The organism is Streptomyces sp. NPDC107562 (genome assembly GCF_055657325.1).
Genome location: NZ_JBVKBE010000002.1, coordinates 203,109 through 229,783, shown reverse-complemented (window position 1 = coordinate 229,783; position 26,675 = coordinate 203,109). Strand labels below are relative to the sequence as shown.

28 protein-coding genes are annotated in these 26,675 nt (G+C 72.5%); 16 read left to right on the top strand and 12 right to left on the bottom strand.

Annotated features, from left to right (window positions below):
- Positions 1–124: 124 nt before the first annotated feature.
- The 5 genes from ACZ7LV_RS06860 (at position 125) to ACZ7LV_RS06840 (ending at position 5,394) form a co-directional block, all read left to right on the top strand.
- On the top strand, positions 125–910 hold the full coding sequence (locus tag ACZ7LV_RS06860) for a nucleotidyltransferase domain-containing protein (RefSeq protein WP_471936525.1): 786 nt from the start codon (positions 125–127) through the stop codon (positions 908–910).
- Positions 911–1,268: 358 nt separating this feature from the next.
- Positions 1,269–1,733 carry a hypothetical protein gene (locus tag ACZ7LV_RS06855; protein WP_471936523.1) on the top strand — a complete coding sequence of 155 codons (465 nt, stop codon included), beginning with the start codon at positions 1,269–1,271 and terminating at the stop codon, positions 1,731–1,733.
- Entirely contained in the window at positions 1,720–3,372 is a 1,653-nt protein-coding gene (locus ACZ7LV_RS06850) for a hypothetical protein (RefSeq protein WP_471936521.1), read from the top strand. Before ACZ7LV_RS06855 ends, ACZ7LV_RS06850 begins: the two co-directional genes overlap by 14 nt.
- Positions 3,373–3,439: 67 nt before the next feature.
- Entirely contained in the window at positions 3,440–4,201 is a 762-nt protein-coding gene (locus ACZ7LV_RS06845; protein ID WP_471936519.1) for an ABC transporter ATP-binding protein, read from the top strand.
- Entirely contained in the window at positions 4,198–5,394 is a 1,197-nt protein-coding gene (locus tag ACZ7LV_RS06840) for an ABC transporter permease (RefSeq protein WP_471936517.1), read from the top strand. Before ACZ7LV_RS06845 ends, ACZ7LV_RS06840 begins: the two co-directional genes overlap by 4 nt.
- Positions 5,395–5,496: 102 nt before the next feature.
- Here the strand turns inward: ACZ7LV_RS06840 and ACZ7LV_RS06835 are convergent, their stop codons facing one another.
- Positions 5,497–6,438, bottom strand: a complete 942-nt coding sequence (locus tag ACZ7LV_RS06835) for an endonuclease/exonuclease/phosphatase family protein (protein WP_471936515.1) — start codon at positions 6,436–6,438, stop codon at positions 5,497–5,499.
- A gap of 136 nt (positions 6,439–6,574) precedes the next feature.
- On the opposite strand from ACZ7LV_RS06835, the gene ACZ7LV_RS06830 reads away from it, so the two are divergent.
- The 3 genes from ACZ7LV_RS06830 to ACZ7LV_RS06820 all read left to right on the top strand — a co-directional run bounded on the left by ACZ7LV_RS06830 (position 6,575) and on the right by ACZ7LV_RS06820 (position 9,105).
- Positions 6,575–7,963, top strand: coding sequence for an amidohydrolase (locus tag ACZ7LV_RS06830; protein ID WP_471936513.1), 1,389 nt, complete (start codon positions 6,575–6,577; stop codon positions 7,961–7,963).
- 118 nt (positions 7,964–8,081) lie between these two features.
- Positions 8,082–8,771, top strand: a complete 690-nt coding sequence (locus ACZ7LV_RS06825; protein WP_471936511.1) for a DUF899 domain-containing protein — start codon at positions 8,082–8,084, stop codon at positions 8,769–8,771.
- A 160-nt stretch (positions 8,772–8,931) separates the two neighbouring features.
- Positions 8,932–9,105, top strand: coding sequence for a hypothetical protein (locus tag ACZ7LV_RS06820; protein WP_471936509.1), 174 nt, complete (start codon positions 8,932–8,934; stop codon positions 9,103–9,105).
- A 7-nt stretch (positions 9,106–9,112) separates the two neighbouring features.
- Here ACZ7LV_RS06820 and ACZ7LV_RS06815 read toward each other — a convergent pair whose 3' ends face one another.
- From ACZ7LV_RS06815 to ACZ7LV_RS06805, 3 genes are all read right to left on the bottom strand, one after another.
- Complete coding sequence (locus ACZ7LV_RS06815; RefSeq protein WP_471937768.1) at positions 9,113–10,975, bottom strand: ABC transporter ATP-binding protein; 1,863 nt, start codon at positions 10,973–10,975, stop codon at positions 9,113–9,115.
- 377 nt (positions 10,976–11,352) lie between these two features.
- The gene (locus ACZ7LV_RS06810; RefSeq protein WP_471936507.1) at positions 11,353–11,787 is read right to left on the bottom strand and encodes a hypothetical protein; all 435 of its coding nucleotides are present in this window, start codon (positions 11,785–11,787) and stop codon (positions 11,353–11,355) included.
- Positions 11,778–12,440 carry an ATP-binding protein gene (locus tag ACZ7LV_RS06805; RefSeq protein ID WP_471936505.1) on the bottom strand — a complete coding sequence of 221 codons (663 nt, stop codon included), beginning with the start codon at positions 12,438–12,440 and terminating at the stop codon, positions 11,778–11,780. Before ACZ7LV_RS06805 ends, ACZ7LV_RS06810 begins: the two co-directional genes overlap by 10 nt.
- Before the next feature lie 322 nt (positions 12,441–12,762).
- Here ACZ7LV_RS06805 and ACZ7LV_RS06800 point away from each other — a divergent pair, with 322 nt between their 5' ends.
- The 3 genes from ACZ7LV_RS06800 (at position 12,763) to ACZ7LV_RS06790 (ending at position 14,809) form a co-directional block, all read left to right on the top strand.
- Entirely contained in the window at positions 12,763–13,623 is an 861-nt protein-coding gene (locus tag ACZ7LV_RS06800; protein WP_471936503.1) for a helix-turn-helix domain-containing protein, read from the top strand.
- Entirely contained in the window at positions 13,624–13,899 is a 276-nt protein-coding gene (locus tag ACZ7LV_RS06795; RefSeq protein ID WP_218513020.1) for a DUF397 domain-containing protein, read from the top strand.
- 121 nt (positions 13,900–14,020) lie between these two features.
- Entirely contained in the window at positions 14,021–14,809 is a 789-nt protein-coding gene (locus tag ACZ7LV_RS06790) for an SAM-dependent methyltransferase (protein WP_471936501.1), read from the top strand.
- Between the two features lie 158 nt (positions 14,810–14,967).
- Here the strand turns inward: ACZ7LV_RS06790 and pdxR are convergent, their stop codons facing one another.
- Positions 14,968–16,380 (bottom strand): MocR-like pyridoxine biosynthesis transcription factor PdxR, encoded by a 1,413-nt coding sequence (gene pdxR / locus ACZ7LV_RS06785; protein ID WP_471936499.1) that lies wholly within the window; start codon positions 16,378–16,380, stop codon positions 14,968–14,970.
- A gap of 47 nt (positions 16,381–16,427) precedes the next feature.
- Here pdxR and ACZ7LV_RS06780 point away from each other — a divergent pair, with 47 nt between their 5' ends.
- Complete coding sequence (locus ACZ7LV_RS06780) at positions 16,428–16,955, top strand: carboxymuconolactone decarboxylase family protein (RefSeq protein WP_471936497.1); 528 nt, start codon at positions 16,428–16,430, stop codon at positions 16,953–16,955.
- A gap of 125 nt (positions 16,956–17,080) precedes the next feature.
- Here ACZ7LV_RS06780 and ACZ7LV_RS06775 read toward each other — a convergent pair whose 3' ends face one another.
- From ACZ7LV_RS06775 to ACZ7LV_RS06765, 3 genes are all read right to left on the bottom strand, one after another.
- Positions 17,081–18,568 (bottom strand): glutamate synthase subunit beta, encoded by a 1,488-nt coding sequence (locus ACZ7LV_RS06775; protein ID WP_471936495.1) that lies wholly within the window; start codon positions 18,566–18,568, stop codon positions 17,081–17,083.
- Between the two features lie 107 nt (positions 18,569–18,675).
- Positions 18,676–19,155: an anthrone oxygenase family protein gene (locus tag ACZ7LV_RS06770; protein ID WP_471936494.1), complete on the bottom strand. Its 480-nt coding sequence runs from the start codon at positions 19,153–19,155 to the stop codon at positions 18,676–18,678.
- 202 nt (positions 19,156–19,357) lie between these two features.
- The gene (locus ACZ7LV_RS06765) at positions 19,358–20,089 is read right to left on the bottom strand and encodes a DUF2293 domain-containing protein (protein WP_471936491.1); all 732 of its coding nucleotides are present in this window, start codon (positions 20,087–20,089) and stop codon (positions 19,358–19,360) included.
- Between the two features lie 102 nt (positions 20,090–20,191).
- Here ACZ7LV_RS06765 and ACZ7LV_RS06760 point away from each other — a divergent pair, with 102 nt between their 5' ends.
- Positions 20,192–20,824 (top strand): nucleoside/nucleotide kinase family protein, encoded by a 633-nt coding sequence (locus ACZ7LV_RS06760; protein ID WP_471936489.1) that lies wholly within the window; start codon positions 20,192–20,194, stop codon positions 20,822–20,824.
- A 139-nt stretch (positions 20,825–20,963) separates the two neighbouring features.
- Positions 20,964–21,392 (top strand): CBS domain-containing protein, encoded by a 429-nt coding sequence (locus ACZ7LV_RS06755; RefSeq protein WP_401676202.1) that lies wholly within the window; start codon positions 20,964–20,966, stop codon positions 21,390–21,392.
- 30 nt (positions 21,393–21,422) lie between these two features.
- On the opposite strand, the gene ACZ7LV_RS06750 is transcribed toward ACZ7LV_RS06755, so the two are convergent.
- Positions 21,423–22,550, bottom strand: coding sequence for a magnesium and cobalt transport protein CorA (locus ACZ7LV_RS06750; RefSeq protein WP_471936487.1), 1,128 nt, complete (start codon positions 22,548–22,550; stop codon positions 21,423–21,425).
- 290 nt (positions 22,551–22,840) lie between these two features.
- Here ACZ7LV_RS06750 and ACZ7LV_RS06745 point away from each other — a divergent pair, with 290 nt between their 5' ends.
- A complete protein-coding gene (locus ACZ7LV_RS06745; protein WP_471936485.1) occupies positions 22,841–23,635 on the top strand; it encodes a methyltransferase domain-containing protein in 795 nt (264 codons plus the stop codon).
- Positions 23,636–23,666: 31 nt separating this feature from the next.
- Here ACZ7LV_RS06745 and ACZ7LV_RS06740 read toward each other — a convergent pair whose 3' ends face one another.
- Both ACZ7LV_RS06740 and ACZ7LV_RS06735 read right to left on the bottom strand, forming a co-directional pair.
- Positions 23,667–24,602, bottom strand: coding sequence for a carbohydrate kinase family protein (locus tag ACZ7LV_RS06740; RefSeq protein ID WP_471936482.1), 936 nt, complete (start codon positions 24,600–24,602; stop codon positions 23,667–23,669).
- A complete protein-coding gene (locus tag ACZ7LV_RS06735; RefSeq protein WP_471936480.1) occupies positions 24,599–25,507 on the bottom strand; it encodes a pseudouridine-5'-phosphate glycosidase in 909 nt (302 codons plus the stop codon). Before ACZ7LV_RS06735 ends, ACZ7LV_RS06740 begins: the two co-directional genes overlap by 4 nt.
- A 99-nt stretch (positions 25,508–25,606) precedes the next feature.
- Between ACZ7LV_RS06735 and ACZ7LV_RS06730 the strand changes: the two genes are divergently transcribed.
- Entirely contained in the window at positions 25,607–26,035 is a 429-nt protein-coding gene (locus tag ACZ7LV_RS06730; RefSeq protein ID WP_471936478.1) for a VOC family protein, read from the top strand.
- A 31-nt stretch (positions 26,036–26,066) separates the two neighbouring features.
- On the opposite strand, the gene ACZ7LV_RS06725 is transcribed toward ACZ7LV_RS06730, so the two are convergent.
- Positions 26,067–26,621 (bottom strand): methylated-DNA--[protein]-cysteine S-methyltransferase, encoded by a 555-nt coding sequence (locus ACZ7LV_RS06725; protein ID WP_471936476.1) that lies wholly within the window; start codon positions 26,619–26,621, stop codon positions 26,067–26,069.
- Between the last annotated feature and the right edge of the window lie 54 nt (positions 26,622–26,675).

Genomic DNA, 26,675 nt, shown 5'->3' with positions numbered 1-26,675 from the left:
CACCGACCGCCCAGGGCCTTCGGCACCGGCGTTCGGCGACCGATCCGCCGATCATCCGCGCCCGCACCGGCGCACGCACCCCAATTTCTCGGAACCGTGGCTCACGACTCCGTACGCTGCGCCCATGCCCACCCCGACCGACGACACCACGTTCCTCGACACCACCGCCGACCGCCTCGCCTCCCTCCCCACCGTCCGGGCGGTGGCCCTCGGTGGCTCCCGTGCCCAGGGAACCCACCGACCCGACAGCGACTGGGACCTGGCGGTCTACTACCGCGGCCCCTTCGACCCGGCCGACCTCCGGGCCCTCGGCTGGGAAGGAGAGGTGTCCGAGGTCGGCGAGTGGGGCGGAGGCGTGTTCAACGGCGGCGCGTGGCTCACGATCGACGGGCGACGGGTCGACGTCCACTACCGCGACCTCGACGTCGTGGAGCGGGAGTCGGCGCAGGCCGAGCAGGGCCGGTTCCGGGTGGAGCCACTGCTGTTCCATCTCGCCGGCATCCCCACCTATCTGGTCGTCGCCGAACTGGCGATCAACCAGGTCCTGCGCGGACAGGTGCCGACTCCGGTCTCGTACCCGGAACCACTACGCCGCACGGCGAGCCACCGCTGGTACGGCACCGCCCGCGCCACCCTCGCCTACGCCAAGGCCCACCACGCCCCGGCCGCCCGACTCACCGAGACGACCGGCGCCCTCGCCACGGCAGCCGTACAGACGGGCCACGCCGTCCTGGCGGCACGGGGTGAGTGGGTGACCAACGAGAAACGCCTGCTGGACCGGGCCGGGTTGCGCGGCATTGACGGTGTGGTCGGCGGCCTGGCGGCCCGGCCCGATCGATTGGGCCAGGCAGTCGCCGACGCCGAGTCGTTGTTCGAACGGACGGTGGACGCGGCGGGCATTGATGGGTGACCTCTGGCGTCAACTCCAGGGTCCGGCCGCTCCGTCAGCATCCGGGAACGTCACGCCGACGTGTGAATTCGCCCTGCTCCGCTTGGCTGGAAGCTGACCTTCCTGGGCTCCGGGTGGCGAGTGCCCGAGCCGTTGCTCGCGGGCAACCGGCCATCGCGGTGGCCGTACGGCGGAGCGTCGAGACGCCTCGGCCCCCCACTTGGCACGCCGGTGCTGTGCCTGGATCTCTCCAGTCCCTGGGCTTTCCTACGCCGCTTTCCGGTCGTTCTTGATGCATTCCGCCACATGTACAGTCCGGCTTCCGCCAGAAGGCGACGTACGACGTGCGCAGACGCGACAGGAACACGGGGAGACACATATGAAGAAGGCCCTGCTGACCACTGGGCTGGCCGCCACTCTGGTCGTGGGGACGGCTGTGCCGGGAATGACTATTTCCGATACCGGTTCGACGACGCTGCCCGGCACGGGTGCGAAAGTCGTGGCCAATGCCTGGCACTGCAACGCCTACGCCGACAAATGCTCGTTCAAGACGTCCACCAAGACCACGAAGGGTGGAGCGAAATACAAGGTCAGCAAGATCACCAATGTGGCGACGGTGAAGGCCAACGGATGGCAGGCCACTCTCTCGCTGAGCCCCAGCGGCACACAGGTCAGTGAGAACACCCGCCAGGTCAGCTGGACCAACCAGAACACGTGGATCGCCGACATCAGCGGCATCGCCGATCCCGGCGGATCGATGAACACGAGCATCACGACCTGCTCCGACGGAGGGGCCTTCAAGGCGGGCGTCAAGGCGTTCGCTTCCGCCTGTGCCAACGACTGACCGGCGGTCCGACGTGAAGAACGGCCTTCGCCGTCCCGGGGAACAGAAGCGTCGTCGCACCCAGGTGCTCGCCGGCGTCGCAGTGGCGGTAGCCGCGGTGCTGGGCGTCGCGATGCTGGCCGGCGGGCAGGTCGAGCGACCCGGCCCGCCCGGAGGTGACCTCGCCGAGCAACTCGACGCGTTGCGCGGTGCCAATGATCTCGTGCGTGCCTCACGTGCCGATGCGGGACGGGACCCCGCGCTGTATCCGACCGCCTACGGCCGTCTGGAGGCCGCCGTGCCGGGCGGCCGGACCGGCGATCCCGTGCCGGCGGTCCGCCTCGCGGCCCTGGCGGATCTCGCCCGGACCGACATGCTGGACACGCCCGCCTGGCGCGCCCATTACGTGTGCTTGTCGCTGTCCGGATCCTCGGGACCCGGGGGCTCCGGGCAGGATGCGGCCGGCGTCCTGACCCGGGCCGGACTGCGCGAGCGGGCCGAGCGAGAAGCCCACGCGTACGTACGAGCGCCGGATGCCGCAGACGACGCCCCGACCTCGCTCGCCACCCGCGCGGCGTTTCTGAGCACCTTGACGTGCCTGCACCGCGAGAGCGAGGTGTCACGCGCCGACCTGGACCGCCTTGCGGCGGACACCGCTCGCGCCGACCAGCCCGTACCGGTGCTCTACGCGGTCGAGGCCCTGCGCGCGGTCGGCGTACACGGGCAGGCGACACGCGCTCTCCGCGACGCCGACGTCCGGTTGGAGGGCGGCTGCGCCGTCCTCGACCCGATCCAGCGAGCGGCTCTGGCCCTGTTGCGGCAACGGCTGCCGGAGCCGACACGCACGTGTCTCCAGCTCGCGTTGCGCGACCCGGACCCTCAGACCCGGTGGCTGGTCCGGCGTGCGCTCACCATCGGCGCGTCCGAACCCGCCTCCCTCCCCGCTCCGGTGAGCAGCGTCCGGTCCGACGGCCTCGTCGCCAAGTCCCCGGCCCAGTTGGGGACGCTCACCGCCACCTACAACGCCGCACGCGCCCTGACGGCACGTGCCCAGCAGGTACAGGCGCCGGGTTGGTTGAAGCAGCGGCTGCGGAAAATGGGGGCGGATCGTCGTCTCGATCCGTCCGACCGGGTCCTGCTCGCCATGACGTGCCACCGGCTGGCACTGTCCTGTGGGCCGCAGGCCGAGATGGGCGCGGAGGAGGCGGGCGGGCTGACGGTCCCGGCACGCCTGACGACGGAGAATCAGCGCGGCTGGTACGGCGCCATGGCCGCGCGCGCCGAGTTCGGACTCGGTTGTCGTCGAACCTCCGTCGCCCTGCACCCGGACGAAGGCCCCACGCTCTCCTCGAATTCGCTCCGCATCGTCGGCCTCCTGGCCGACGCGGGCTGTGCGGACCAGGCGGCACGGCTCACGGAGGGGACCGACCTCGTGGCACAGGCTCGCAAAGCCCTGTCAGACGGTGATCTCGTGGCCGCGTCCGACGCCGTTCAGGCAGCACTCGTCTCCGACCAGCGCATCCCGCAGGGCTTCTGGGATGAACTCCCCGGCCTGATGAAGCCGTATCGCGACGCAGGCTTTCCAGATCTGTACGCCCCCTCCCCGGGCGCTGCCGCCTCCGCCGAGGCGACAAGAGCGGCGTACTACCTCCTTGCGTGAGGGGTCACGGCCCGCGGGTTCCGGGCCCCGATCCACCCGAGCTTCCTGTCAGAAGGGCACCCGTCGTATGACAACCTCCCCACCGCCGGACACCGTCCCCCCGCCTGCCGTCGAGGCGGAGGGCCTCGCCTTCACCTATGCCACCGGCGCCGGACTCACCCGCGTCGACCTCACGCTGCGGTCAGGAACCATGGCCGCGGTCGAGGGACCTTCAGGTTCCGGCAAGAGCACTTTGCTCGCTCTGCTCGGTCTGATCCTTTCACCGGCCGAAGGCTCGCTGCGTATCGCCGGTACCGACACCGGGTGCCTGGCCCCGTCGGAGCAAGACCTTCTGCGCCGGCGTTCGATCGGCATCGTTCTCCAGGACCTGGGGCTGCTGACGTTCCTCAACGCGTGGGAGAACGTCGCCGCCGCCTTCGGCCCCCGCCTGGACCGGCACCGTACGGCTGCCCGCGATCTGCTCGGCGACCTCGGTATGGAGCGACTCGCCGACTCTCCGGTGAGCGAACTGTCCGGCGGCCAGCGGCAGCGAATCGCCGTCGCCCGTGCCGCCGTGAAGGCACCGGTGCTCGTGCTGGCCGATGAACCGACTTCGGGGCTCGACCCCGAAAGCGCTCGGACCGTGCTGAGTTCCCTGCGGTCATGTGCCCAGCGCGGTGCGGCGGTGCTGCTCGTCACGCACGACTCCGCGGTCGCCGCGAGTTGCGACCGTCGCCATGTGCTCGACGCCGGAGTGCTGTCGGCGGGCAGCGAGGAGACCGTCGGCAGCGAGTCGGCGCGCAAGGACGCACGTCGTGCGGAGAACGCTCGCAAGGAGAAGCTCGGATGAGCCGCTGGAGTCTCTACACCTGGAAGCGGGACGGGCGTTCGCTGCGCAGGGCCGTGCCCGCCCTTGCCCTGCTCGCCATGCTGCTCACCGCCTCCGCCGGAGTGGCGGGCGGTGCTGCCGGGGCGGTCGAGCGGGACGTCCTGGAATCCGGTGGGCTCACTCAGATCGAGCTCTCCTCGTTCGAGGGCGATGCGTCGGTGCGGTCCCTCACCACGACGGCGCTGCGGGACGCCCGAAAGGTGCGGGGAGTTCGGCAGGTCGTGGGCGACTACTCCTCCGTGCTCTACGCCGAGGAGAACGGGACGTACGACCTGACCAGCCGCACCCTCACCCCGGGCGACGATCTCCCGGTCACAGAAGGCGCCGTCCCTGCCGCGCTGGGGCCGAAGGAGGTCGTGCTGCCTGCCCGCGCGCAGGGAACCGATTTCACCCCGCTCGTCGGGCGGACCGTCGCTTTCGGCTACACCCAGGCTTCAGGTGCGGGGTCCGGCACCACCGAGGTCGTCGAGCTGAGGATCGTCGCTCTGTACGACCCGACCTGGCAGGTCGACGGACCCGGTGTCGCCTACCTGTCCGAGGACACTGCCGCGTTCCTGGCCGCGGCACGATCGGGTGTCGAGCCGGAGGTCTTCAAGGAGAAAGAGGGCGCCCAGTCGGCCGTCGTGGTGGTGGAGCACCAGCGGCAGGTGGCCGCGGTGACCGGAACGCTGCAGGACGACGGGTTCTCGGCGTCCGCGGTTTCCGACCGCGTTCGCAACCTGCCGGGACTCTTCGGCGTTGCGGACCTCGCGATGCGGGGCGGGGTCCTGGTTGTGGCACTGGGCGCCTTCGGGCTCGGTGCCGTACGGGCGGGGGACAGCGCGCGAGCGAGGCTCGGTCAGTTCGCCGTTCTGCGGATCCTCGGCACCGGACGCCCGGAGCTGCGCAGGATTCTGCTCGGCGAAGCCCTCCTGTCCGGGATGGTGGCGGGGCCGGCCGGGGCGGTCCTCGGGACCGCGCTCTCCGTAGCGCTGGTCGGGCCGCTCAGCGAGGTGCTCGGTCTGCCCATCACCGTGACCGATGCCCTGCCCGGACCCGCGTGGGCGGCCGCCGCGCTGCTCCTGCCCGTCCTCGGCCTCGCCTGCGGCACCCTTCTCGGCATCCGCGAGGCCCTCCGGGGAGATCCCTACCTCACCGCGCGAGCGCACGGCTGACAGCCTCGAAGGCGGCCTCACCCCCGAGGGCTGCAGCAGGCGGGGCACGCTCAAAGACCCTGCATCACGGGCTCTCCTCACGCTCGGCGGCCCGGCCGGCTCTCACGTGCCGAGGCGGATCCACACCGGTGCGTGGTCCGAGCCCGGCACGCCTCGGCGTTCCGTCGGGTCCGGGCCCACGGACGGGAGGGGCGGGGGGTTGGAGCCCGGCAGGCCCGTGCCCGCCTCCGTCACGCGGCGGACCAGCCGGTGACTGCACAGCACGTGGTCGATCAGTTCGCGGCGGCCGGAGTTGACGCGCGAGAACCGCTGTGCGGCGGGGATCAGCGGGGCCACGTTCCAGAGCCGGGCGGCGTCGCCCTTGTCGGACGCCTGGAAGCCGGGAGTGCCGATCTCGGAGCCGGGCGGGCCGAGCAGGATCTGGCTGGTCGCCGCCTGCGCCTCGTCGTTGAGGTCGCCGAGGACCAGCACGTCCCGCGTCCGCCCGTCGCCCGCCAGCAGTTTGTCGGCCAGGGCGCGCAGCGCGGTTGCCTCGGCGGTCCGCCGGAACAGGGCGTAGGCGCCGTAGCGTGCGCGTTCGCCCTCGTCGCGAGGGTGGAACCGGCCGTCGGGGTAGGACAGCAGCTTCGACTTCAGATGTGCCACCGCGACGGACAGTTCACCGGCGCGCACCGCGAGCAGGCCCCGTCCCGCCGCCGCCACCTCCGGCCCGGAGTCGTCCGCCTGCACCGGCCGCAGCGGCGCCGGGAACCCCGTCGTGTCGGAGAGCACCACCATGGGCGTACGGCTGAGGAAACCGACCCGGATGCCCCGGCCGTCGGCGTGTGCGGACAGGGCGATGTGCCAGTTTCCGGCCAGCATCCCGGCCAGGTCCGCCAGGGCGTCCGGATCCCCGACCTCCTGTACGCCGAGCAGGGCCGGGTCGAGTTCGGCGATCACGTCGGCGAGAGCGGCGAGCTTGGTCTCGTAGGCTGCCTTGTCCTCGGGGCCGTACGGCCCGCCGGGCCGGTACAGGTTCTCCAGGTTCCAGGTGCCGAGCAGCATGCCGGGCTCCTTTCAGAGGCCGGACGACGTCTGTGGTCCAGGCCAGCGTGCCCGCACGGACGCTTCCTGGACAGACCCGCGACGTGATGCGCCGTTCACTTCACGTGCCCCGGCGCTCGCGTCGTACGTTGGCGGGATGACGCCCTCTCCCGCGGACGATCCCGCCGGCCCGCGCGCAGCAGCCCCCGCGGACCTCGTCGTCACGGGGTGCGCCGTCCTCGTGCACGACGACCAGGAACGGATCGGGTTCGAGGAGGACGCCGCGGTCGTCGTGCGCGGCGGAGTCGTCGAGTGCGTCACGACCGCCGAGGCCGTGCGGCAGCTGCCGGCCGTCGAGCGCATCGACGCCACCGGACAGGTCGCGCTGCCCGGCCTGGTCAACTGCCACACCCACGCCCCGATGGTCGCCCTGCGCGGCCTCGCCGAGGATCTGCCCACCGAGGCGTGGTTCAACGACGTCGTCTGGCCCGTCGAGTCCAACCTCACCGAGCGGGACGTGGAGTTGGGCGCCCGGCTGGCCTGCGCCGAGATGATCCGGGGCGGCGTCACCTGCTTCGCCGACCACTACTTCACGATGGACGCGGTGGCCGCCGTCGTCGAGGAGTGCGGAATGCGCGCCCACCTGGGCGAGGCCTTCTTCTCCTCGCAGGGACCCGAAGGGCGCGAGCGCAGCCTTGACTTCGCGCTGCGCAACCGGGAGCGCGCCGGCGGCCGCATCACCACCGCCCTCGCCCCGCACGCCCCCTACACCGTCGACGACGCCGACCTCGCCGCGACCGCTGCCCTCGCCCGTGCCCACGACCTGCCCGTGCATCTGCACGCCGCCGAGAACCGCGACCAGACCGACACCAGCCTGGCCCGTCACGGCGTCACCCCCATCGGGGTCCTGGAGCGCACCGGACTGCTCGACACCGATCTGCTCGTCGCGCACGGCACCGGCATCCTCGACCGGGACCTGCCGCTCCTGGAGCGCGCGGGCGGCCGGATCGCCGTCGCCACCGCGCCCCGTGGCTACCTGAAGTTCGGCTGGCCCACCACCACACCCGTACGTGCCCTGCGCGCCCTCGGCATCCCCGTGGGCCTCGCCACCGACGGCGCCGCCTCCAACAACTCCCTCGACGTCTGGGAGTCGATGGCGCTCACCGCCCTCGTCCAGAAGTCGGTCGAGGGCGACCCGCGTTGGCTGACCGCGCGTCAGGCCCTGCACCACGCCACGCTGCAGAGCGCCCGCGCGGTCGGCCTCGGGGACACCGTCGGTTCCCTCGCCCCGGGCCGGCGCGCCGACTTCGTCCTGGTCGACCTCAGCGGCCCGCACACCCAGCCCGTGCACGACCTCGCCGCGACCCTGGTGCACAGCGCCCGCTCCGCCGACGTCCGCACGACCGTCGTCGACGGCCGGGTCCTGATGCGGGACCGCGAGCTGCGGACGCTGGACGTGGGGGCGGTCGTCGAGGAGTTGCGCGAGCGGACGCCCGCGCTGGTCGAGCGCGGCCACGGACGCCGTATCCAGGAGTACGACACCTGACGCGCCGGCCTCCGCCACCCGGCCCGGGAAACCTCCCGAAAAATTTCGGGGATCGGCGATGAGTTCCGCTCCCTCCACCGGTCACCACACGCAACGGGACCGTTGCACAGGAGGGGCCATGTCGCTTCCAAAGATCGCCGCGCGCGAGGACTGGCGCAGGGCGCGTCAGGAACTGCTGGTCAAGGAGAAGGCGGCCACGCGCGCGCGGGACGCACTCAACGCCGAGCGCCGTCGGCTGCCGATGGTGGAGACCGACACGGAGTACGTGTTCGAGGGAGGCGACGGAAAGGCCACCCTCCTCGACCTGTTCGAGGGTCGGCAGCAGCTCGTCGTCTACCACTTCATGTTCGCGCCCGAATGGGAGAGCGGCTGCCGCAGCTGCTCCGCGTTCCTCGACCAGGTGGGCCATCTGGCGCATCTCCACGCGCGCGGGACGACGTTCGCCGCCGTGTCGCGGGCGCCGTACACGAGAATTCTTCCGTTCAAGGCACGGATGGGCTGGACGCTGCCCTGGTATTCGTCGCACGGCGACGACTTCAATGCCGACTTCGAGGCGACGCTGGTGCACGAGGGTGAACTTGTCGAGCGGCCCGGTGTGAGCTGTTTCCTGCGGGACCGGGACCGGGTGTTCCACACCTATTCGACGTATGAGCGCGGGCTCGACGGGCTCGGCTCGACCACCAGCTTCCTCGACCTCACCGCCCTGGGCCGGCAGGAGGAGTGGGAGGAGCCCAAGGGGCGCGCGTCGGTTTTCGGGGCACCCGCGGGCAGCGAACGGATTCGCTATCACGACGAGTACGAGGAGTGAAGCGGAGGGTAACGGTAAACGCGGAAACCCGGCGATACCGTTCTCGCATCCGACGGTGAACGAGTGTCAACTACGTCTCAGTCGTGTCACTTGGCGAGGCGGTTTCCCTTCCGAAGGCGTTAACTCCTACAAGTACGACGCTTTCTGGAGGTGCAGGATGATGAACGGGCGAACGGTGGTCGAACGCTTTCCCGCAGGCGGCCCGCGAGGCTCGTGGCCGGCGGAGGAGTTCGCGCAGGCGCGTCGCTCGGAGGGACTTCCGGCCGAGGTCGTGATGGACCTCGCGACGGACACGTTCCTGGTGATCGTCCGAGGCGGCGACGGCACGGAGTGAGCAGGGGTCAGCCCGCCTTCGGCGCGGGCGCCCGCATCGCGAACTGCTCGGCCTGCAAGCCGTACAGCTCCGCGTAGACCCCGCCCTTGGCGAGCAGCTCCCGCGGAGTTCCCGATTCCACGAGCCGGCCCTCGTCCAGCACGTGCACCAGGTCCGCATGGCGTACGGACGCCAGCCGATGGGTGATGAGCACGACCGTCTGGCCGGTCCCGGCCAGTGCGCGGATCTTGTCGAAGACCTCCAGTTCGGCCCGGGCGTCGAGGGCCGCCGTCGGTTCGTCGACGATCAGGATGCTGCCCCGCCGGTACGCCGCCCGGGCGATGCCGAGCCGCTGCCACTGACCGCCGGACAACTCGTGCCCGCCGCTGAAGTTGCGGGCCAGCAGCGTGTCCAGACCGCGCGGCAGATCGGCGACGACATCCTCGGCGCCCGCCTCCGCGACCGCGGCCGCGAGCCGCTCCTCGGTCACCGGCGCCGAAGGGCGCCCGACGGCCACGTTCACCCGGGCGGTGAACGGCCACCGCTTGAAGTCCTGCGCCACCATCGCGACCCGCTCGGCCAGCCGGTGCCGGTCCGCGGTCGCCGCGTCGACGCCGTCCCACAGGATCCGGCCCCGGTCGGGTTTGTACAGCCCGGCGAGCAGTTTGACCAGGGTGGTCTTGCCGGAGCCGTTCTCGCCGACCAGCGCGATGATGCCGCCCAGCGGCAGCGTCAGGGTGACGTCGTCGAGCGCGGGGCGGGTGGCGTCACCCGGGTAGCGGAACGTGACGTTCTCGAAGCGGATCTCCCGCGGGTCCTCCGGCAGGGCCGCGCCGCCGACCGGGATCGCCCGTTCGGCGGCCTCGACGTACAGCCGCTCCAGATCGCCCACGAAGAGGGCCTCCTCGTGCAACTGGTTGATCTCCAGCACGAGCGTCTCCAGGCTCGCCGAGCCGGTCCGGACGGCGATCACCGCCGTGCCCGCCACCGCCAGTGACATCGCCCCCGCGAGCAGCAGTCCGCCCAGGGTGGCGTACGTCGCCACCGTGGCGAGGCCCGTCCAGGCCGCCGCGATCAGCCCGGTGCGGGCCGCGAGCCGCGCCAGCCTGGCCTGCTCCGCCTCCGCCGCCTCCGACATCGCCCGGAAGTGCCGCAGCAGGAAGGGGCCCAGACCGTGCACCCGGATCTCCGGGGCCGCCCCCGGTTCCGTCAGCAGGCCGCTGATCAGGTGACCCGCGCGCGCGTGCTGCACCCAGGTGTGGAACGACTCGTAGCGGCGCCGGGCGTTGGTCAGCGCGCTCCAGGCGCTGGGCAGCGTCATCGTCACCAGCAGCGGCAGTAGCAGCGGATGCAGCACGGTGAGGACGCCGGCCGCGGCGACCAGCGAGATCATCGCGTTCACCACCCGGGTGCCGTACATGATCATGCGGCGGGCCGAGGAGGCCCCGTACTGGGCCGTGTCCAGCAGCTTGTGGAAGGCGTGGTCCTCGATCGCCGCGAGCTCCACGGCCGCGGCCCGCTCCAGGTACCGCTCGGTGGCGACCCGCTCCACCTTCGGCTCGAGACGGCCGGTGGCGTACGTCGACGCCGCCCGCAGCAGCGCGCCGAGCAGCAGGACGACGGCGATGGCGGTCAGCGCGGGGACGGCCCCCCGCAGCCGGTCCTCCATGGGGCCGCTGCCCATCAGGCCGCTCAGCACGCTGTTGACCGCGAACAGGCTCACCGCCTGGGCCAGGCCCCGGCCCACCTCGGCCGCCAGCACGATCCGCGCGGCACCCGGGTCGGCCTGCCGGGCCAGCCGGAGGCTCGCGGCGAGCAGGGCGGGCATCCGCGTGATCATGGCTCGGAAGCTGAGCTCCAGGAAGGCGTCCGCGTGCTGGTTCCAGCCCATGTCGTAGCGGAGGGGGCCGCCGAACAGCAGTCGCTCCGACTCGGACACCTCCGGCTCGCCCACGCCGCCTCTCGTCCCCACGGTCGACCTCCCCCGAACGTGCACGAACGGCCACTATCGCGGCACGGCCGGCGACTGGGCAGGGCGCAGGGTGGGGGGCGGGGGCGTACGCCCGGGTGCGTGGAGGTGCGGGCCGTGAGGCGGGGGCGCATGGGGGAGGGGCCGCGCGGGGCGGCCGAGCGGGGGGCGTACGCCGGTGGCGCGGAAAGCCGCCGCGGCCGAGAGGACCTGGTCCGGCGAACCCAGGCCGACCTGGACCCGCGGCGGAGAGCTCCTGGTCCGGCGAGCCCACGCCGACCCGGACCCGCGGCGGAGCCCTACGCGGTGATCGCCCGCGACCAGCTGGGCGCCGTCCCGATGATGCGGCACAGGGCCAGGTAGAGCGGGATCGGCGGGGTGTAGGGGAGGGTGCCGTCGGGCCGGTGGATCAGGCGGGGGCTCTCGGGAACCAGCGCGCCGGTCGCGTAGCGCGCGGGCGCGGGCCACTCCAGGGCGTAGTCCGAGTCGGACGGGACCAGCCACCACCAGTGCGCGTCGTCGGCGTAGACGCAGCCCACGCGCGGGAGGCGGGGCAGCACGAGCGGGCCGAAGCGCGCGGGCACCTGCACCGCGTCGCAGCCCAGGGGAGCGGTCATGCCGTCCGGCACGGACAGCCGCAGCGACGGTGCCTCCGGCCTGCGCAGTCCCCGGCCGAGGCGGACCAGCGTGTCCAGGGTGAGCGCCTGTCCGCCGGGAGCGGCCGTCACACCCATTCGGTCCCCGTTTCGCCGTTCGCCGGGCGGCACACGCGCGCGTGCGCCTCGTCGTCGTCGTCCTCGTCCGAGCCGCCGGACGGATCCGGCTTGGGGCGGGCGCCCCAGCCGAGGTCGCCGCGCGCGGCGTCGGCCTGGCGCGGCAGCTCGGCCCAGACCAGCAGCCCGAGACCGCACTCATGGGCGCCCCAGGCGTGGGCGAGCGCGTCGACGAGGAGCAGTCCCCTCCCGTGCTCCTCCTCGGCCCTGGCCGGGGTCGGGTGGGGCTCACCGGTGGCACACCCCTGGTCACGCACGGCTATGCGCACCAGGTCGTCCTCGTCGTGCAGCTCGCAGACGACGATGTCACTCGCGGTGTGCAGGATCGCGTTGGTGACCAGCTCCGACACCACCAGCGCGGCCGTGTCGCAGGTGTCCTCGCACACGGCCCAGCCGGTCAGCCGGTTCCGGGTCAGCCGTCTGGCCCGCGCGGGAGAACCCGGATGCGCGGCGAGCTCGAAGCGGAACCGGCGCTCGGCGGCGGACCCGAAGGGATCGACTGCCTCCCCCGCTCTCGCACCGGTGCGAGCGGAGGGACCTCCCGGGGCACCGAGGCCGAAGCGGCCCGCGGTGGCGTCTGTTCCTAAGGGCACGGACGGAATCACGCTTGCCACTATCGCCCTGTCGCGAACAACTTGGCAAGTGTCACTCTGAAAATTGCAGAGTGCTGTGTGACGCGGCGAGTGGTCGTGGCACACTGCTCGCAACAGCATGTGATGCGGCGCCAGTTGAGATCTGCGAGGTCGGCCCCGACCTTCGAATAGATCTTCGAATGGCGCCGCTGGGCTGTCGGGATTCGTACAGGATTCGTACGGGATTCGTACGGGATGGATACGGGATGAGTCCCGGACAGGTCCCGGACGAGTCAGGGATCCCTGCGGATCGCGCGGTTGTCAGGGTTCGAGTGGTCAGGGATGCGATGAGCGGAGGTGGGGCGTGAGCGAGCCCCGGTCGGCGCCGACGGTCGGCCAGGTCGTCCTCGGCAGGCGCCTGCTCGACCTGCGCGAACGCGCCGGGATCAAACGCGAGGAAGCGGCCCGTGTCCTGCGCGTCGCCCCCGCCACCATCCGCCGGATGGAGACGGCCGAGGTATCCCTCAAGATCCCGTACCTCCAACTGCTCCTGAAGGCCTACGGGGTCCCCGACGACGAGGCCGAGGCGTTCGTACAGCTGGCCGAGGAGGCCAACAAGCCCGGCTGGTGGCAGCGGTTCCACGACATCCTGCCCGGCTGGTTCTCGATGTACGTCAGCCTGGAGGGTGCCGCCTCCCTCATGCGCAGCTACGACCCGCACTTCGTGCCCGGACTGCTGCAGACCGAGGACTACGCGCGCGGCGTCCTGAGATCGGGGGCCGTCGGCCAGACCCGGCCCGAGGACATCGAGCGACACGTCGCCCTGCGTATGCAGCGCCAGGACCTGCTCACCCGCCCGGACGCGCCCAGGATGTGGGCCGTGCTGGACGAGACCGTGCTGCGCCGCCCGGTCGGCGGTGCGGAGGTGATGCGTGCCCAGATCGAAAGACTGCTCGACGCGACGAAGCTGCCCAACGTGACGTTGCAGGTCGCCCCCTTCGCGACGGGGCCGCACCCCGGCACCTACGGGCCCTTCGTGCTGTTCCGGTTCGCCGTGCCCGAACTTCCGGACATGGTCTACAGCGAGTACCTGACCGGCGCCGTCTACCTGGACGCGCGCGTCGAGGTGGCCACCCACCTGGAGGTCATGGACCGCATGGCGGCGCAGGCCGCCACGGCACATCGCACGAAGGAGATCCTCGAGGATCTCCGCAAGGAGCTGTGAATGGATCGCATCACGTCCCAGCCCAGGCCGCGGGTCCGCGCCGAGCGGATCTACAACGGCATGCCCGCCCGGGAACTGGGCAGCGAGGGCTGGCACAAGCCGTGGAGCGGTGGCAACGGGGGCAACTGCCTGGAGGCGATGAAGCTCGCCGACGGCCGTATCGCCGTCCGGCAGTCCACCGACCCCGACGGGCCGGCGCTGATCTACACCTCCGACGAGATGACCGCGTTCATCGAGGGTGCGAAGGCGGGGGAGGCGGACTTCCTGCTGTCCTGACGGACTTCGTGTCGTGTCTCCTGCCCCCGTCTCCTGCCCCCTGTCTCCTGTTGTTTGTTCAACTGCCTTATGTTGGTGCTGAATTGATCACACATCACGACCGACGCCCACGGAGCGCCTCATGACCGGGATCGACACCAGCAAGCCCCATCCCGCACGGATGTACGACTGGTATCTCGGCGGCAAGGACAACTATCCCGTCGACGAGGAGATGGGCCGGCAGATGCTGGCCCTGGACCCCCGGGTGCCGGTCATGGCGCGGGTCAACCGCGCCTTCATGCACCGGGCCACGCGCTGGCTGGCCACGAACGGTGTACGGCAGTTCCTCGACGTCGGCACGGGCATACCGACCGAGCCCAACCTGCACCAGGTCGCGCAGGCCGTCGCGCCGGACGCGCGTGTGGTCTACTGCGACAACGACCCGATCGTGCTGGCCCACGCGGAGGCACTGCTGCGTGGCACGCCCGAGGGCGTGACCGAGTACCTCCAGGCGGACGTGCGGGATCCGGCCACGATCATCGACGGGGCCCGCAAGGTCCTGGACCTCAGCCGGCCGGTGGCCCTGTCCCTCGTCGCGCTGCTGCACTTCGTGCCCGACGAGGACGGCGCACACGAGCTGGTCTCGGAGCTGCTGTCCGCGCTTCCGTCCGGCAGCTATCTGATGATGACCCACGCCACCGCCGACTTCACTCCGGAGGAGTCCGCGGCGGCCACCGCGCAGCTCCGGGCCGCGGGGGTGACGCTGGCGCTGCGCTCGCGGGAGGCGTTCTCCGGGTTCTTCGACGGGTTGGAGCTGGTGGAGCCGGGCGTCGTGGTGGTGCCCGAATGGCGCCCCGAGCTGGGGGAACCGGTGCCGGGCCAGGACGACGGGGTGATCCCGGGGTACGGCGCGGTGGGACGGAAGGCGTAGGCGTTCACGTCCGGCTCTCGTCACGGGGGCGATGGCTGGTGTGGGCGGGTTGCGTCCCGGGCCTCGTCATCGGGCGGCGGCTGGTGTGGGCGGGTCGCGTCCCGGGCCTTGTCGCGGGGGCGGTGGCCGGCGTGAGCGGGTCGCGTCCGGCCGTCGTGTCACGGGGGCGGCAGCAGGCCGCACAGTGCGTCCAGTGCCGCCCCGTACGCATGTTCCGACGGTGTCGCGTAGCCGACGACCAGGCCGTCCCCCGCGCTCGTCGCGGTCCGCGGGTGCCGGAACGCGTCGAGGCCGTCGAGCGCGACGCCCTGCCAGGCGGCCGCCTTGACCGTGGACCGCTCGGTGCCCGGCGGCAGTCGCAGCACCGCGTGCAGGCCGGCCGCGACACCGGTGACCTCGATGTGCGGGGTGTGCTCGGCGAGCGCGGCGACGAGCCGGTCCCGGCGGGCGCGGTAGCGCTGGCGCATCCGGCGCACATGGCGGTCGTACGACCCCGTGGTGATGAAGTCGGCGAGACCGAGCTGGTCCAGGACGCCGGCCCACGCCTCCCGCTCGCCCTTGGCCGCGAGTACGCCGTCGACGTACCGCTGCGGCAGGACCATCCAGCCGAGCCGCAGCGCCGGTGACAGGCTCTTGCTGACAGAGCCGACGAGGATCACCCGCTCGGGGTCGAGGCCCTGGACGGCGCCGACGGGCCGGCGGTCATAGCGGAACTCCCCGTCGTAGTCGTCCTCCAGCACCACGGCCCCCCTCGCGCGTGCCCAGTCGACGACGGCGGCGCGACGCGTGGCGTGCAGGGGTCCGCCGGTCGGGAACTGGTGGGCGGGCGTGAGCAGCACGCCCCGTTCGCGCGCGAGCAGGTCGACACGGGCGCCGTCCTCGTCCAGCGGTAGCGGGACCGTGCGCACGCCGGCGGACGTCAGCAACTCCCGGTGGAAGGCGAGTCCGTACGCTTCGACGGCCAGGGGGCCGCGCAGGACACCGCCCCCGAACAGCAGCCGCAGCGCGTGCGCGAAACCGGAGCAAATCACGATGCGACCGGGCGCGGTGCGCACTCCCCGCGCGCGTGCCAGGTACTCGGTGAGCGCCTCGCGCAGTTCGACCCGGCCGGCCGGGTCGCCCGGTCCGAACACCTCGTTGGGCGCCTGCTGTAGTGCCCGCCGGTACGAGGCGAGCCAGGCCGCGCGCGGGAAGGCGGACGCGTCCGGCGTGCCCTGCCGGAGGTCGTGCCGGGGGCCACCCGCGCGCGTGGGCGCCTTTCGCGCGACCCGGGTGCTGCCCTTCAGGGGCTCGGCCCGCTCGGCGACGCGGGTGCCCGAACCCTGACGGGCGGTCAGCCAGCCCTCCGCGACGAGTTCCGCGTAGGCGTCGGCCACCGTGTTACGGGCGACACCGAGGTCGGCGGCGAGCGAGCGGTACGGGGGCAGACGGGTGCCGGGGGCGAGTCGGCCGCTGCGTACGGCGTCCCGCAACGCGCGGATGAGGGCGGCGCGGCGGCCGCCCGGACCGTCGAGCTCCACGTGCAGGTCGGCGCCGATGCGTCGGGCGGAATTGACCCACGTTTCTGCCATGGAAATGCACCCTACAGCCGGTCTATATGGCCCGTAGGTTTCATGGCATGACGACGAACACGACGAACGCAACGAACGCGACCCACGCGCCGATCCCGGCCGCTACCACGACCCCGACGGCCCGGCCCCGCCTCGACTTCGCCAGGTCCGCCCCGCAGGCCTTCCGCGCCCTCGTCGGCTTCGACGCGGCGGCGCGCCAGGGCCTCGATCCGGCGCTCGTCGAGCTCGTCCAGATCCGCTCCTCGCACCTCAACCACTGCGCGTACTGCCTGCACATGCACACCAACGACGCCCGCAGGGCCGGTGAGAGCGAGGACCGGCTGCACATGGTGGCCGTCTGGCGCGAGGCCCGGCACTTCTTCACCGCCGAGGAGCAGGCCGCCCTGGCGCTGACCGACGCGCTGACCATGGTCGCCGACGCGGGCGTCCCCGACGACGTCCACGCCGCGGCCGCGGCCCTGTTCGAGGACCGGGAACTGGCGCAACTCATCGCCCTGATCTGCGCGATCAACACCTGGAACCGGGTGGCACTGGTCACGGCGAAGGTGGCCGGAACGGACGAGCGACGCCGCTGACAGCGCCGGGTCCGGGGGGGGGGAGGGGGCTCGCGGACGGTTCGGGGGTGGCTCGGGGACGGTTCGGCGGTGGCTCGGGGACGGTTCGGGGGGTGGCTCGGGAGCGGCTCGGGGGGGCGGGCTCCTCACACCACCATCGGCCGGTCGTACGGCCCGATGGGCGCCGGCAGCGCCGAACTCCCCGTCAGATAGCGGTCGACGGCCGCCGCCACCGCGCGCCCCTCCGCGATGGCCCAGACGATGAGCGACTGCCCGCGCGCCGCGTCGCCCGCGGCGAACACCCCCGGGACGTTGGTCGCGAACCCGGCGTCCCGAGCGATCGTGCCGCGCGGCTCCGTCGCGAGGCCCAGCTGGTCGACGAGCCCGTCCTTCCGGTCGGGGCCGGAGAAGCCCAGCGCGAGCAGCACCATGTCGACGGGCAGCACGCGTTCGGATCCGGAGACAGGCTGCCGTCGCGCGTCCACCTCCACGAGGTGCAGGGACCGCACCCGCCCCCGCGCGTCCCCCGAGAAGCGGAGCGTCGACGCCGCGAACAGGCGCGCGTCGGCGTCCGCCGCGGGTGCGGTGCGCAACTCGCCGGCCTCCTGGTGCGCCGGCGAGAGACGGTAGATCTTCGGATACGTCGGCCAGGGCTCCGCGTCCTCGTCCCGGTCGGCCCCCGGCAGGGCGTAGATGTCCAGCTGTGTCACGGACGCCGCGCCCTGGCGCACCGCGGTCCCCAGACAGTCCGCCCCCGTGTCGCCACCGCCGACGATGACGACGTGCCGTCCGGCCGCGGACATCGGCGAGGTCTCCAGATCTCCCTCGCACACCCGGTTCGCCAGCGGCAGGTACTCCATGGCCTGATGCACACCGGCCAGCTCGCGCCCCGGTACGGTCAGCTCCCGCCACGCCGTCGCGCCGGTCGCGACCACCACCGCGTCGTACCGTGCGCGCAACTCCACCGCCCCGACGTCCCGGCCGACCGTGGTCGACGGCCGGAACCTGGTCCCCTCGGCGCGCATCTGCTCCAGCCGCCGTTCCAGGTGGTGCTTCTCCATCTTGAACTCGGGAATGCCGTACCGCATCAGCCCGCCGACCCGGTCGTCCTTCTCGTACACGGCGACGGTGTGCCCCGCGCGCGTCAGCTGCTGTGCCGCCGCCAGCCCCGTGGGCCCCGAGCCGATCACCGCGACCGTCCGCCCGCTCAGCCGGTCCGGGGGACTCGGCCGTGCGAAGCCCTCCTCCCAGGCCCGGTCGGCAATCGCGCACTCGACGTTCTTGATCGTGACCGCGGGCTGGTTGATGGCGAGCACGCAGCCCGCCTCGCAGGGCGCGGGACACAACCGCCCGGTGAACTCGGGGAAGTTGTTCGTGGCGTGCAGCCGGTCACTGGCCGCCCGCCAGTCGTCCCGGGAGACCAGGTCGTTCCACTCGGGGATGAGGTTGCCGAGCGGACACGCCTCGTGGCAGAAGGGGATGCCGCAGTCCATGCAGCGGTCCGCCTGCTGGTTGATGATGGGGAGGAGGGCCCCCGGGACGTAGACCTCGTGCCAGTCCCGCACCCGCTCCTCGACCGGCCGCCTGGGCCACTCCTGGCGGGGCGTGGTCATGAAACCCTTGGGATCGGCCATGGCCGGCTGTCCTTGCATCGGGGTACGACGGGCCGTACGTCATCGGCGACACCCTTTCGGCCACGATACGTCCCGTGGGCCCCCCGCGCAGAGCCCCGGCCGGCGGCTCATACGAGGGCCAGCAGGTACGCCACCACGGCCCCGGCGGCGGCGACCGTCCGCACGTGGTTCCACGCCGTCCACTCGCGCACGTACGCCGGCCAGTACGCGGCCGCCTCCCCGGTGCCCGCCTCCATCTTGACCAGCGCGTTGTTGCGCGGCACGTTCGCCAGCACGGTCACCCCGAAGCACCCGAACAGATACAGAGCGCTGCCCACCAGCAGCTCCACCGCGCCGTCCTGCGGCCACAGCACGAAGGTCACCACCGCGATCACCGCGCAGACCAGCGTCGACCCCAGGAACACGGCCATGAACGGCGGCCGCAACGCCGTCACGTTGATCGCCTTCATCGCGGCGACGCCCTGCGCGGGCGGCAGGGACGCCAGCCCCCGCATCACGAACGTCGAGAAGCCGCAGAACACCCCCGCCACCAGTCCCGCCCCGAGCAGCCCCACGACCGTCAGCACGAAGTACGGCCCGTCGACCACGTCACCCACTCCTTCGACCTCGTCCCCTTGTTCCGACCGGCACCGCGGTCGTCCCCGCTGCCCCTCAGTGAATCCCGCCCGGCCGGCCCGGACCATTCCTCGACCCCGCAGGCCCATACGCGAGCGTCCAGGGACAGGGTTCCGCGTCGCGCCGTGTGAGCGGTGGACTCCAGCACTCGCCCCACGCGGTGGACTCCAGCACTCACCCGACGGAGTCGAGCCCCGCCTCCCGCCACGCCCGCAGCACCGTCTGCACGGTCGCCGCGATCCTGCGCCGCGCCTCGTACCGGTGCACCCCGCTCATCAGCAGCTGGTCGTACGGGGTGTCCACATGCCGCACCGCCGCCACCACCGCCGACGTCACCGCGCTCTCCGTCAGCGCCCGCCCGGCCGCCGACCGTCCCACCCGCCCGCTGCCCCGCTGTGACGCGTACGCCGCGATCGCTTGGGCCCGCTCCTCAGGGCACCCCGGGAACAGCCGCAGGATCTCCGACGCGAACGCCTCCGCGAACCGCGAGTCCTCCACCGCCCGGCGCCGTGCGTCCCGCGCCCGGCGTCTACGGCGCGCCTCCGCGTCGGCCAGGCACCGCTCCTCGGCCCGGGCGAGCCCGGACTCCTCGACGAGGACGCCCTGCCGTTCGTACCGGCTCCTGCGCCGGTCGAACCGCACGACGACCACCGACAGCGAGCTCTCCTCCCGGGCCCGGCGCGTCAGCGCCGTGTCGCCGCGCGGAAGGAACACCAGGTGGTCGAGGTCGGCGCAGTGGAGGCACCGGGGCGCGCCGTCCTCCATGGCGAGCAGCGACAGCGGTCCACGCCGGCAGCGGGCGCACCGCTTCTTCTTCAGCGACTGGATGACGACAGGAGCGGTACCGGCGCCGGTGAGGAGTTCGGTCCCGCCGCCGGGGGACGAGGGAGTCACGCGCAGGGCCATGTCCGCTTCCTTCCCACGGTCCACGGGCTTCCACGCACCGCGGCCGGGCCCCGGTCCGGCGGCCCTGTCCGCCACCTCCCGCGCGTCCGTAATCATGGGGGTGTGCGACTCGAAGCGATCACCTGGGACCGGCTCGTCGACCGCCTCGCCGAACGCCTGCTCGACCTGACGCCGGCCGACGGCAGCCCCTGGCCACGCATCGCCTTCGACGGCGCCCCGGCCTCCGCCCCCGGAGACCTCGCCGCGCGCGTCCACGAGGCCCTGCGCGCCCGAGGTCGCCCCTCGCTGGTCGTCGGCACGGAGGGCTTCCTGCGCCCGGCCTCCGTCCGTCTGGAGCACGGGCACCAGGACGTCGACGCCTACTACGACGGCTGGTTCGACACCGGCGCCCTGTGGCGCGAGGTGTTCGGACCTCTCGAAGCGGGCGGTGACGGGCGCGTCCTGCCCGACCTGCTCGACCCGGTCACCGACCGCGCCACCCGCAGCCCCTACGTCCAACTGCCGCCCGGCGGCATCCTGTTGCTGCACGGCCCCCTCCTGCTGCGGCACTGGTTCCCCTTCGACCTGACCGTTCATCTCCTGCTCTCCGCGGGCGCCCTGCGCCGCCGCACCCCCGAGGCCGCCCACTGGACCCTGCCCGCCTTCGAGCGCTACGAGCAGGAGACCGACCCCGCCGGGACGGCCGACGTCCTCGTCCGGGCCGACGACCCGCGCCGCCCGGCGTGGAGCGGATAGGCGCTCGGAGCTCCCGCACCGGGGCCCGGAATCCCGCCGCTCCCGGGTGCGTGCGCCGGACGCCCCGACGAGAATGAAGGCGCCGGGACTAGCGGTGTGTCCGGCGCCGCGCCGGCCGTCCGGCACCGGGAGGTACCCCATGACCACCGCCGGAGAGATCATGCACCGAGGCGCCCAGTGGATCCCCGCTCACGAGACCCTGGACCGCGCCGCCCAGCTGATGCGTGAGCTGAACGTCGGGGCGCTGCCCATCAGCGACCAGAACGAACGGCTCTGCGGCATCCTGACCGACCGCGACATCGTGGTCGGCTGCGTCGCCATGGGGCACGATCCGTCCAAGATCACCGCCGGTGAGATGGCGCACGGCACTCCGCGCTGGATCGACGCGAGCGCCGACGTCGGCGAGGTGCTCCAGGAGATGGAGGACCACCAGATCCGTCGGCTGCCCGTCATCGAGAACAAGCGCCTGGTCGGCATGATCAGCGAGGCCGATCTCGCCCAGCACCTGACGGAGGACCAGATCGCCTCCTGGGCGGAGCGGGTCTACGCCAGGAGCGCGAGCCGCTGACCGTCGGCCTGCCTCACCCGCACCGGTCGGTCACAGCCAGCCGTTGCGCCGGAAGCCACGGTAAAGGGCCAGGCAGGCCACTGATATGACACCGATGACCATGCCGTAACCGTATTTCCAGTGCAGCTCGGGCATGTGATCGAAGTTCATGCCGTAGACCCCGCAGACCATCGTGGGCACGGCGACTATCGCGGCCCACGCCGTGATCTTGCGCATGTCCTCGTTCTGCGCGACCGTCACCTGCGCCAGATGCGCCTGCAGGATGGAGTTGAGCAGCTCGTCGAACCCGGCGATCTGCTCCGTGGCGCGCATCAGGTGGTCCGAGACGTCCCGGAAGTAGGCCTGTATCTCCGGCTCCACCACCCGCATCGGCCGGTCGGCGAGGTCCAGCAGCGGTCGGCCGAGCGGGACCACCGCGCGCTTCAGCTCCAGCAGTTCGCGTTTGAGCTGGTAGATGCGGCCGGGGTCCGCGCGTGCGCCGTTCTCCGCGAAGACGTCCGTCTCCACCTGCTCGATGTCCGCCTGCACGGAGTCGATGACGTTCAGATACTCGTCCACCACGTGGTCCGCGACGGCGTGCAGGACGGCGGACGGGCCCTTGGTGAGCTGGTGGGGATCGGCCTCCAGCTCCTCGCGCAGGGGGCCCAGTGAGCCGTGCCGGCCGTGCCGCACCGTGATGACGAAGTCCTGGCCGACGAACACCATGATCTCGCCGGTGTTCACCACTTCGCTGGTGGCGGTGAGTTCCTCGTGCTCGACGTAGCAGACCGACTTGAACACCGCGAACAGTGTCTCGCCGTACCGCTCCACCTTGGGGCGCTGATGGGCCTCGATCGCGTCCTCGACGGCCAGCGGGTGCAGGTCGAAGAGCTCGGCGATGCCGGCGAACTCCTGGTCGGTCGGCTCGTGCAGGCCGAGCCAGACGAAACCCTCCCCGTTCTTGCGCACCCGGCTCACCGTGTCGACGAGGTCGCCGCCGAGGGGGAGCCGGCTCCCCTCCTCGTAGGCAACGCAGTTGACCACCGAGGAGCCCAGCGGGGACCGCGCCGGGTGGCTCAGGTCGACCCGCCGGCGCCTTCTGGCCAGCCGTGCGACCTTGCGCAGGCCGCCGACCCTGCCCAGGCCCGTGACCTTCCGCAGATTCCCTGCCATGGACATCTGCATCTCCTCGCGTGGATCCTCTCGCGCCGCATTCCTGCGCCTCTCGCGCCAGTGTGCCAGGACCGCGTGAGCAGCGGGTAAGCCTGTGGAAAGCCCTGATTCCGCTTGGTTCCCGGCTGTGGACGAAGGGAGTTGACCCCTCGGCCCGGCCCTCGTCGCCGTCGCCGCCACGGTCCTCGCCACGGTCGGCGGTGAGGTGACGCGCCGTAGACCACATGTCGTAGCGGACGTGTCCCGCCGGAGCGTCAAGCACTTCGGACAAGTAGGACAAGTGGGATGATCAGGGTATGACGCTAACCGAGAACAGCTATCGGCCCGACAGTCGCCAGCCCCGGGTGGTCTCGATCTCCGACGCCCTCGCCGGCCTCTTCGACCCGACGACGTTCCGGCACTTCGAAGCGCTCGGCGTCGGGCCCGGCTGGCGTTGCTGGGAGGTCGCGGGCGGCTCCTCCGTCGAGTCGTGGCTCGCCAAGAAGGTCGGTCCCACCGGCAAGGTCGTCGTGACCGACGCCGACGGCGCGCGGGCCTCGGGGCCGTCACGCTCACCGGTCGAGCGGCGCGCGCACGACGTGAACGAGGAGGAGCCGCCGGGAGAGGGCTTCGACCTGGTCCACGCGAGGCTCGCCCTCGTCCGGGTGACGGACCGTCGGCGGACTTTGCGGTCGATGGTCAAGGCGCTGCGCCCCGGCGGCCGGCTGCTCGTCGAGGACGTCGACCACAGCCTGCAACCCCTGACCTGCCCCGACGAGCAGGGCCCCGCGGAGCAACTGGCGAACCGGATGCGACACGGCCTGCACCGGCTGCTCGCCGGTCAGGGCACCGACCTCGCAGGCGGCCGCGCGCTGCCGCGTCTGCTCCGTGAGTCCGGCATGGTCCGTGTCGAGGCCGACGCGTACTTCCCGGTCGCCGCGCCGGCCTGCGCCGACCTGGAGGCCGCGACGGTCCGTCAGGTGCGGGGCGACCTCGTCGCCGGGAGGTTCGCCACCGACCAGGACGTCGAACAGCACCTGACCACCGTCGCGTCCGGCACGATCGATCTGGCGGCGGCGCCGATGATCTCGGCGTGGGGGCGCAAGGGCTAACGGCGGGCGGGTGTGTGGTGGGGGCCCTCGTTCACCGGTCCGCCGGTCCCACCGGCGGCCGCCCGCCCACCTGTTCCACCGCACGCGCCCCCGCCGCGCAGCCCTGCTCCGCGGCCGCCTCCGGCTCGGCGCCCGCGACGAGGGCAGCGAGGAAGGCCCCGGTGAAGGCGTCGCCGGCTCCCGTGGTGTCCCGGGGTGCCGCCGGAACGGCGGGGACGTGGGCGCGTACGGTGCCGGAGCGGGCCACCAGTGCGCCGTCCGCGCCCTGCTTGGCGACGACCAGCGGCACGTGACGGCTCAGCTTCGCCGCCGCGTCGGCCGCGTCCGGCAACCCGGTGAGCAGGCAGGCCTCGTCCCGGCTGGGCAGCAGCACCGACACACCGTCGGTGAGCGCGAGGAAACGGTCCACCCCCAGTTCGACGAGGAACCCGGCCGACGCCGGGTCCGTGCTGACCGGCACCCCACGCGCGCGTGCCGCCGCCAGGGCCACCGCCACCAGGTCCCGGCCGGTCGCGGAGAAGAGCAGATAGCCCGACAGGTGCAGCCACGCCACGCCGTCGAGCAGGGCGTCCGACCAGTCCCCGGGGCCGAGCCGCAACGAGGCACCGCTGTGGGTGAGGAACGTCCGCTCGGCGGCGGCGTCCGTGTCGACCAGGCAGATCACCGTCCCGGTGGGCGCCTGCGGGTCGACCACCAGCCGGGCACGGACCCCCGCGGCGGTCAGCGCCCTCTCGTGCCAGACCGCGGAGTCCGGTCCGACCCGCCCCAGCAGCCGTACGTCCGCGCAGCCCCAATGGGACGCCCAGCAGGCCACGTTGGCCCCGGCGCCGCCGGGCAGCGTCCGGATCACGGCGGCCGTGTCCGTGCCGGCGGCCAGCGGCCCCCGGTGCCGGGCCACGACGTCCGTGACCACGTCCCCGACGACCAGCAGCCCGCCGCCGGGCGCCCCGGGACCCGTCCCGCTCACGCCCCGGCCCAGGCCGCCGCGATCCGCGCCGCCAGCCGCACGTTGCCGCGCACCGCGGCCAGGTTGGCGCTCAGCGAGGCGCCGTCGGTGTGGCGCACCAGATGGTCGAGCAGGAACGGGGTGACGGCCTGTCCGGTGACGCCCTCCGCCTCGCACGCGCGCAGCGCGTCGTCCAGCACCCGCGCGTGCAGGACGGGATCGAGCTGCTCGGCCCGCGGCACCGGGTTGGCCACGACCAGCGCCGACTGCGGCCCGCCGACCGCGTCCTGCGCCCGCATCACGTCGGCCACCTGCCGAGGGCTGTCCAGCGTCCACTCCACGGGGTGTCCGGAGTCCGACAGGTAGAAGCCGGGGAAGCGGTCCGTGCCGTACCCGGCCACCGCCACGCCCAGCGTCTCCAGACGCTGCAACGTCGCCGGCACGTCCAGGATCGACTTCACGCCCGCGCACACCACGGTGATCCGCGTACGCGCCAGCAGGCCCAGGTCGGCGGACTCGTCCTGCGTCACCGTCCACTGCCGGTGCACTCCGCCGAGCCCGCCCGTCGCGAACACCCGCACGCCCGCCAGCGCCGCCAGCAGCGCCGTCGCGGACACCGTGGTCGCCCCGCTCGCCCCGGCCGCCACCGCGAGCGGCACGTCACGGTGGCCCAGCTTGCGGATGCCGTCCTCGTTCGCGATCCGCTCCAGCTGCTCCTTGTCCAGGCCGACCCGGGGCAGCCCGTCCAGCACGGCGACGGTGGCCGGCACGGCCCCCTCCTGCCGTACGGCCTCCTCCAGCTCCAGCGCCACCCGCAGGTTCCGTGGCCGCGGCAGCCCGTGCGCGATGATCGTGGATTCCAGCGCCACCACGGGCCGGCGGGCCTGGACCGCCTCCCGCACCTCTTCGGACACCACCAGCGTCACGCGCCCGCCTCCTGTCAGTTCGCTCCTCCCTCATCTCTGGCGGGCGGGGCGCGCCGTCAAACCCTTGCGGCCGGTGCGGGACGGGACCAGCCTGAGGGCATGACCGACAACACGGCACGTCTCGACCACGTCGTCCTCTGGGTGCGCGATCCGCTCGCCGCCGCCGACTTCTACGCGAAGGCGGTCGGTCTGGAGCCGGTCAGGCTCACCGAGTTCGCCGCGGGACAGGTGCCCTTTCCCTCGGTGCGGGTGAACGACGAGACGATCATCGACCTCATGCCGCTGGGTGCGGCGGAGCGCATGACGATGCTCCCCGGGGCGGCGCACAGCTCCGGGCACCCCGTCAACCATGTCTGCCTCGCCCTGCCCGAGCACGACTTCGAAGCCCTGCGCGACCGGCTGGAGGAACGCGCGGTGCCGATGACGGACGTGGGGCACGACTCGTTCGGCGCCCGCGGCAACGCGCGGCGCACCTTCTACTTCCGTGACCCGGACGGCAACTTCTTCGAGGCCCGCCACTACGCCTGAGGGGCCTACTGCGGGCCCCCGACGTGCTGTCTCAGAACAGCGGCTCGGGCAGCACGCCCTCCAGCGCCAGCAGCTTCCGCTTGGTCTCCAGGCCGCCGCCGAACCCGCCGATGCCGCCGTCGCTCTCCACGACCCGGTGGCAGGGCACCACCACGGGCAGCGGGTTGGCGCCCATCGCCGTCCCCACCGCCTGGGCGGCGCCGGGCTGGCCCACCCGGCCCGCCAGGTCGCCGTACCCGACGACCGAGCCGTACGGCACTCCGGACGCCAGCTCGCGCAGCACCTCGCGGTGGAAGCCCGAGATCAGCGACCAGTCGAGCGGCAGCTCGAAGGCGTGGCGCTCGCCCGCGAGGTACGCCCGGACCTGGCGTATCGCCTCGCTCAGCAGCGGGGAGCCCGGTGCCTCCACCGGCTCGGCGCCCAGCCGGGACTCCAGCCGGTCGAGCGCCTTGTCGCGGACCGGGTCCGTGGCGTGGAACACGACGTTGACCAGGCCCTGGCCGGTCGCGGCCAGCAGCAACGGACCGATGTCGGCGTCGACGACGGCCCACACGACCTGCTGCTGGTACTGCCCATGGCTGTCCATGCGCCCACGGTACGGCCCGCCACCGACAACGCCCGATCGTCGGGGGCGGCGCAG